Genomic DNA, 4,573 nt, shown 5'->3' with positions numbered 1-4,573 from the left:
GTTGGCCGGCTCGGGACGCGGGATCGCGGCTTCGATCGCGAGCTCGGCAGCGCTGCTGCGCGCCTGATCCTGCGCCAGGGCTGAGCTGGCCGACACCGTGAGGAAGGTCGCCGCGACCGTCATCAAGACACGGTCAAAGCCCGCACGGTGGTTCAAACAGTCACGCATTGTGTCGCACCCCTTGGGTGAACTGTCCCTCGTGGAACAGCTTCGTTATCGCCTATGAGCTTCGGCTAAATCGCGCCGGCCTCTCGAAAGTTGCACGCCTGCACGCAACGATTCATACGCAGACGATATACAGGCCCCGGATTTGCAGCCAGCGCGAACCGGGACAACTCACGCCAAACTGACTTCAAGGGAGCCTCTTGGCAACGGATTGTGCGGTTGCGCTACGCGCTTTTCCCTGTGTCTGTCACTTCCAAGTCACGGTTCAAGCGGTCGCCAAATTCGGTCGCCATGCTAATGGCTTACAGCCGGTCTCGCATCGTCCCGCGAACCTCCGTTCGCATGAGGCTCAGTGCGTCTCTTCGCCGCTTTTCCCGCCATGTCCGGGGACCCCGGCCTCGTCGAGTTTGCGGTAGAGGGTGGACCGGCCGATTTTGAGGCGGCGGGCCACCTCGGACATCTGGCCGCGATAATGCGAGATCGCGAAGCGGATGATCTCGTTCTCCATATCCTCGAGTGCGCGGACATCGCCGGTCGGGGTCAGCATGGCAAGAGTTCCCGTGGCCGGGAGCGGCGCGATTGGTATTTCGTTACCCGATACCACCGAAGGGGTCGCCGCCGGCTCGAGCATCAACGGCGCGGTCGGAATCTCCGTTCCGGGATGCGGCTGCGAGGCAAGCAGAGGGAAATCGCCGAGGCCGAGCTGGTCGCCCTCGCTCATCACCACCGCACGGTAGACCGCGTTTTCAAGTTGGCGGATGTTGCCGGGCCAGTCGAGCTGGGCGAGATGCGCCATGGCCTCGCCGCTGATGCCGGTGATCTGGCGGTTCTCCTCGGCGGCAAAGCGCGCCAGGAAATGCCGGAGCAGATGCGGGATGTCCTCGCGCCGGGCCCGGAGCGACGGGATCGTCAGCGGCAGCACGTGCAGGCGATAGAACAGGTCTTCGCGGAAGTGTCCCTGTTTCACCCGCTCCAGCAGCCGGCGGTTGGTCGCCGAGACGATGCGGACGTCGACCTTGACGGGCTTGCGGCCGCCGACTGCCTCGACCGCGCCTTCCTGGAGCGCCCGTAGCAGCTTGACCTGCGCGGTCAGCGGCAGCTCGCTGACCTCGTCCAGAAACAGCGTGCCGCCATGGGCTTCGACGAATTTGCCCATGTGCCGCTCGGTGGCGCCGGTGAAAGCACCCTTTTCGTGGCCGAACAGAATGGACTCGACGAGGTTGTCGGGGATCGCGCCGCAATTGACGGCGACGAACGGCCTTGCCTTGCGCTCGCCGCTGCCATGGATGGCGCGCGCGAAAAGCTCCTTGCCGACGCCGGACTCGCCTTCGATCAGAACGGGAATCGCGGAGTTCGCCGCCTTCTGTGCGGCGCGCATCACGCCTGCCATCGCTTCGGAGCGGGTGATGATGTCGGAGAAGGTCAGCCGGCCCTCGCGGCTGTGCCGGATGCGCTGCAATTCGCCCTTGAGTGCGGAGGCGTTGAGAGCATTGCGCAAGGAGACCTGGAGCCGCTCCACACCGACCGGCTTGACCACGAAATCGGCCGCACCGGCGCGCATCGCCGAGATCACGTTGTCGATGCCGCCATGGGCGGTCTGCACGATGACGGGGACGCTGAGGCCGACTTCGCGGATCTTCGCCAGCACGCCCATGCCGTCGAGGCCGGGCATCACGAGATCGAGGATGACGGCGTCGATCGCCGCTGCGTCGGGGGCGGTGAGGGCGGCGATCGCGGCGTCGCCGGAATCCACGACGACCGTCTCATAGCCGCATTTCTGCACCATGTTCTCGACCAGCCGGCGGGCTACGGCGTCGTCGTCGGCGATCAAAATACTGGCAGCCATGGTGTTCCCCGCACGCTACTACTATCTGTCTCGAATCGGGGCACTCTGGCCGAAGCCGATTAACGCACTCTTAAACCTTGATGCCCCAGCCCGCCGCCGCGATTGTTGAACACAGGTTTCCCACACAATGAATTCGAGCTCCAAGCCTGCTCTCAAGAAGTCTGCTCTCCGCAAGCCAGCCGTCAAGAAATCCGTCGCCAAGAAATCCGCCAAGGCAAAACCCTCCGCAAAGCCTGCGAGCAAAACCGGCAAGCTTCCGGAGTGGAACCTCGCCGATCTCTATTCCGGGATCGATGCGCCGGAAGTGGCGCGCGATCTCGACAAGATGGATGCCGATTGCGTCGCGTTCGAGACCGACTACAAGGGCAAGCTCGCGACAGGGACAGCAAACGAAGATGGCGGAAAATGGCTCGCGGAAGCCGTGCGACGCTATGAGGCGATCGATGATCTTGCCGGCCGTCTCGGCTCATACGCCGGCCTCGTTCATGCCGGCGATAGCGTGGACCCTGCGATTTCAAAGTTTTACGGCGACGTTTCCGAGCGGCTGACGGCGGCCTCCACGCATCTGCTGTTTTTCGCGCTCGAGCTCAACCGCATCGATGACGATATCTTGAACCGGGCGATACAGGCCGCCGAGCTTGCACATTACCGGCCCTGGATCGAGGATCTGCGCAAGGAGAAGCCGTATCAGCTCGACGACAAGCTCGAGCAGCTTTTCCTGGAGAAGGCGCAGACCGGCTATTCCGCCTTCAACCGGCTGTTCGACCAGACCATCTCCAGCCTGCGCTTCAAGGTCGGGTCCAAGGAGCTGGCGATCGAGCCGACGCTCAATCTGTTGCAGGACCGCGACGGCTCCAAGCGCAAGAGCGCGGCGGAGGCGCTGGCGAAAACTTTCAAGGCCAATGAGCGCACCTTTGCGCTGATCACCAACACGCTGGCCAAGGACAAGGACATCTCCGACCGCTGGCGCGGTTTCCAGGACGTCGCGGATTCCCGCCATCTGAACAATCGCGTCGAGCGAGAGGTGGTGGATGCGCTGGTCGCCTCCGTGCGCGCGGCCTATCCGAAGCTGTCGCACCGCTATTACGCGCTGAAGGCGAAGTGGTTCGGCAAGAAGAAGCTGGCCTATTGGGACCGCAACGCGCCGCTGCCGTTTGCGGCGACCGACATCATCGGCTGGCCTGACGCGCGAAGCATGGTGCTGACGGCCTATCGCGGCTTCTCGCCCAAGATGGCTGACATCGCCGAGCGCTTCTTCACCGATCGCTGGATCGACGCGCCGGTGCGCCCGGGCAAGGCGCCGGGCGCCTTCTCGCACCCGACCACGCCGTCGGCGCACCCTTATGTGCTGATGAACTACCAGGGCAAGCCGCGCGACGTGATGACGCTCGCGCACGAGCTCGGCCATGGCGTGCATCTGGTGCTGGCGGCGAAGAACGGCGCGCTGATGGCGCCGACGCCGCTGACGCTGGCCGAGACCGCAAGCGTGTTCGGCGAGATGCTGACCTTCCGGCGGCTGCTGGCGCAGACCAAGAGCGCTAGGCAGCGCCAGGCGCTGCTGGCCGGCAAGGTCGAGGACATGATCAACACCGTGGTGCGCCAGATCGCGTTCTATTCGTTCGAGCGCGCGGTCCACACCGAGCGCAAGAATGGTGAGCTCACCGCGACGCGGCTCGGCGAGATCTGGCTGTCGGTGCAGGGCGAGAGCCTCGGGCCGGCGATCGAGATCAAGGCGGGCTACGAGAACTACTGGATGTACATCCCGCACTTCATCCACTCGCCGTTCTACGTCTACGCCTACGCGTTCGGCGATTGTCTCGTGAACTCGCTCTATGCGGTCTACGAGAACGCGGCCGAGGGGTTTGCCGAGCGCTATCTCGACATGCTCGCGGCCGGCGGCACCAAGCACTATTCCGAGCTGCTGCGGCCGTTTGGGCTCGATGCCAAGGACCCGAAGTTCTGGGACGGCGGCCTCTCGGTCATCGCCGGGATGATCGACGAGCTGGAGGCGATGGGCTGAGGCGACGGGTCGATTCCCGCGCCGGCGCCCAATTCCCGGCCATCGGAATTCCAAATGACCTGATTTGCGGAAAACCGCGCCCCGGTGCCGTTGCCCTGCCCGAAGCTTTGCGGTATCCCAGCCCAAGAATTGGACTTTCGACTGGGGACAATCCATGGCTGATCATAGCGAAGTGGCGTACAGCACCGCCGACGGCAACGACTACGTTGCCCACGAGCAGACCTACGAGGGCTTCATCACGCTGGTGAAGTACGGCACGGCCTCGGTCGCGCTCATCGTGATTCTGATGGCGATCTTCCTGACCTGATCTATCGACGGCGGCTGCACACGCCAGCGGCAGCCGCTGCCCAGAATATTTGCATCCAAGCCGGTCTTAAAACCGGTATCGAACGCTGCGGGAGTTACGCTTAGTTTTGCGCGCGCGCTGTCCCGCGCCGCCGGAGGGCCTATGAAGATCGCCGTTGCCAAGGAAATCGATCCGTCGGAGCCGCGGGTCGCCGCTTCGCCTGATACGGTGAAGAAGTTTAAGGCGTTGGGCGCCG

3 protein-coding genes are annotated in these 4,573 nt (G+C 63.9%); 2 read left to right on the top strand and 1 reads right to left on the bottom strand.

Annotated elements, in window-relative coordinates; translation table 11 throughout:
* Nucleotides 1–514: 514 nt before the first annotated feature.
* Nucleotides 515–2,011: a sigma-54 dependent transcriptional regulator gene (locus MOV74_RS31845; protein WP_246930964.1), complete on the bottom strand. Its 1,497-nt coding sequence runs from the start codon at nucleotides 2,009–2,011 to the stop codon at nucleotides 515–517.
* 127 nt (nucleotides 2,012–2,138) lie between these two features.
* Here MOV74_RS31845 and MOV74_RS31840 point away from each other — a divergent pair, with 127 nt between their 5' ends.
* Entirely contained in the window at nucleotides 2,139–4,031 is a 1,893-nt protein-coding gene (locus MOV74_RS31840; RefSeq protein WP_246930962.1) for a M3 family oligoendopeptidase, read from the top strand.
* Between the two features lie 154 nt (nucleotides 4,032–4,185).
* Nucleotides 4,186–4,338, top strand: a complete 153-nt coding sequence (locus MOV74_RS31835) for an aa3-type cytochrome c oxidase subunit IV (RefSeq protein ID WP_246930960.1) — start codon at nucleotides 4,186–4,188, stop codon at nucleotides 4,336–4,338.
* Nucleotides 4,339–4,573 lie beyond the last annotated feature (235 nt).

Source organism: Bradyrhizobium sp. SHOUNA76 (assembly GCF_023006445.1).
Taxonomy (GTDB): domain Bacteria; phylum Pseudomonadota; class Alphaproteobacteria; order Rhizobiales; family Xanthobacteraceae; genus Bradyrhizobium.
This window is presented reverse-complemented; position numbering and strand designations above follow the sequence as displayed.

Coding starts and splice junctions, on each gene's coding strand:
- MOV74_RS31845 (WP_246930964.1), bottom strand. CDS start 2,011: ATGGCTGCCAGTATTTTGATCGCCGACGACGACGCCGTAGCCCGCCGG.
- MOV74_RS31840 (WP_246930962.1), top strand. CDS start 2,139: ATGAATTCGAGCTCCAAGCCTGCTCTCAAGAAGTCTGCTCTCCGCAAG.
- MOV74_RS31835 (WP_246930960.1), top strand. CDS start 4,186: ATGGCTGATCATAGCGAAGTGGCGTACAGCACCGCCGACGGCAACGAC.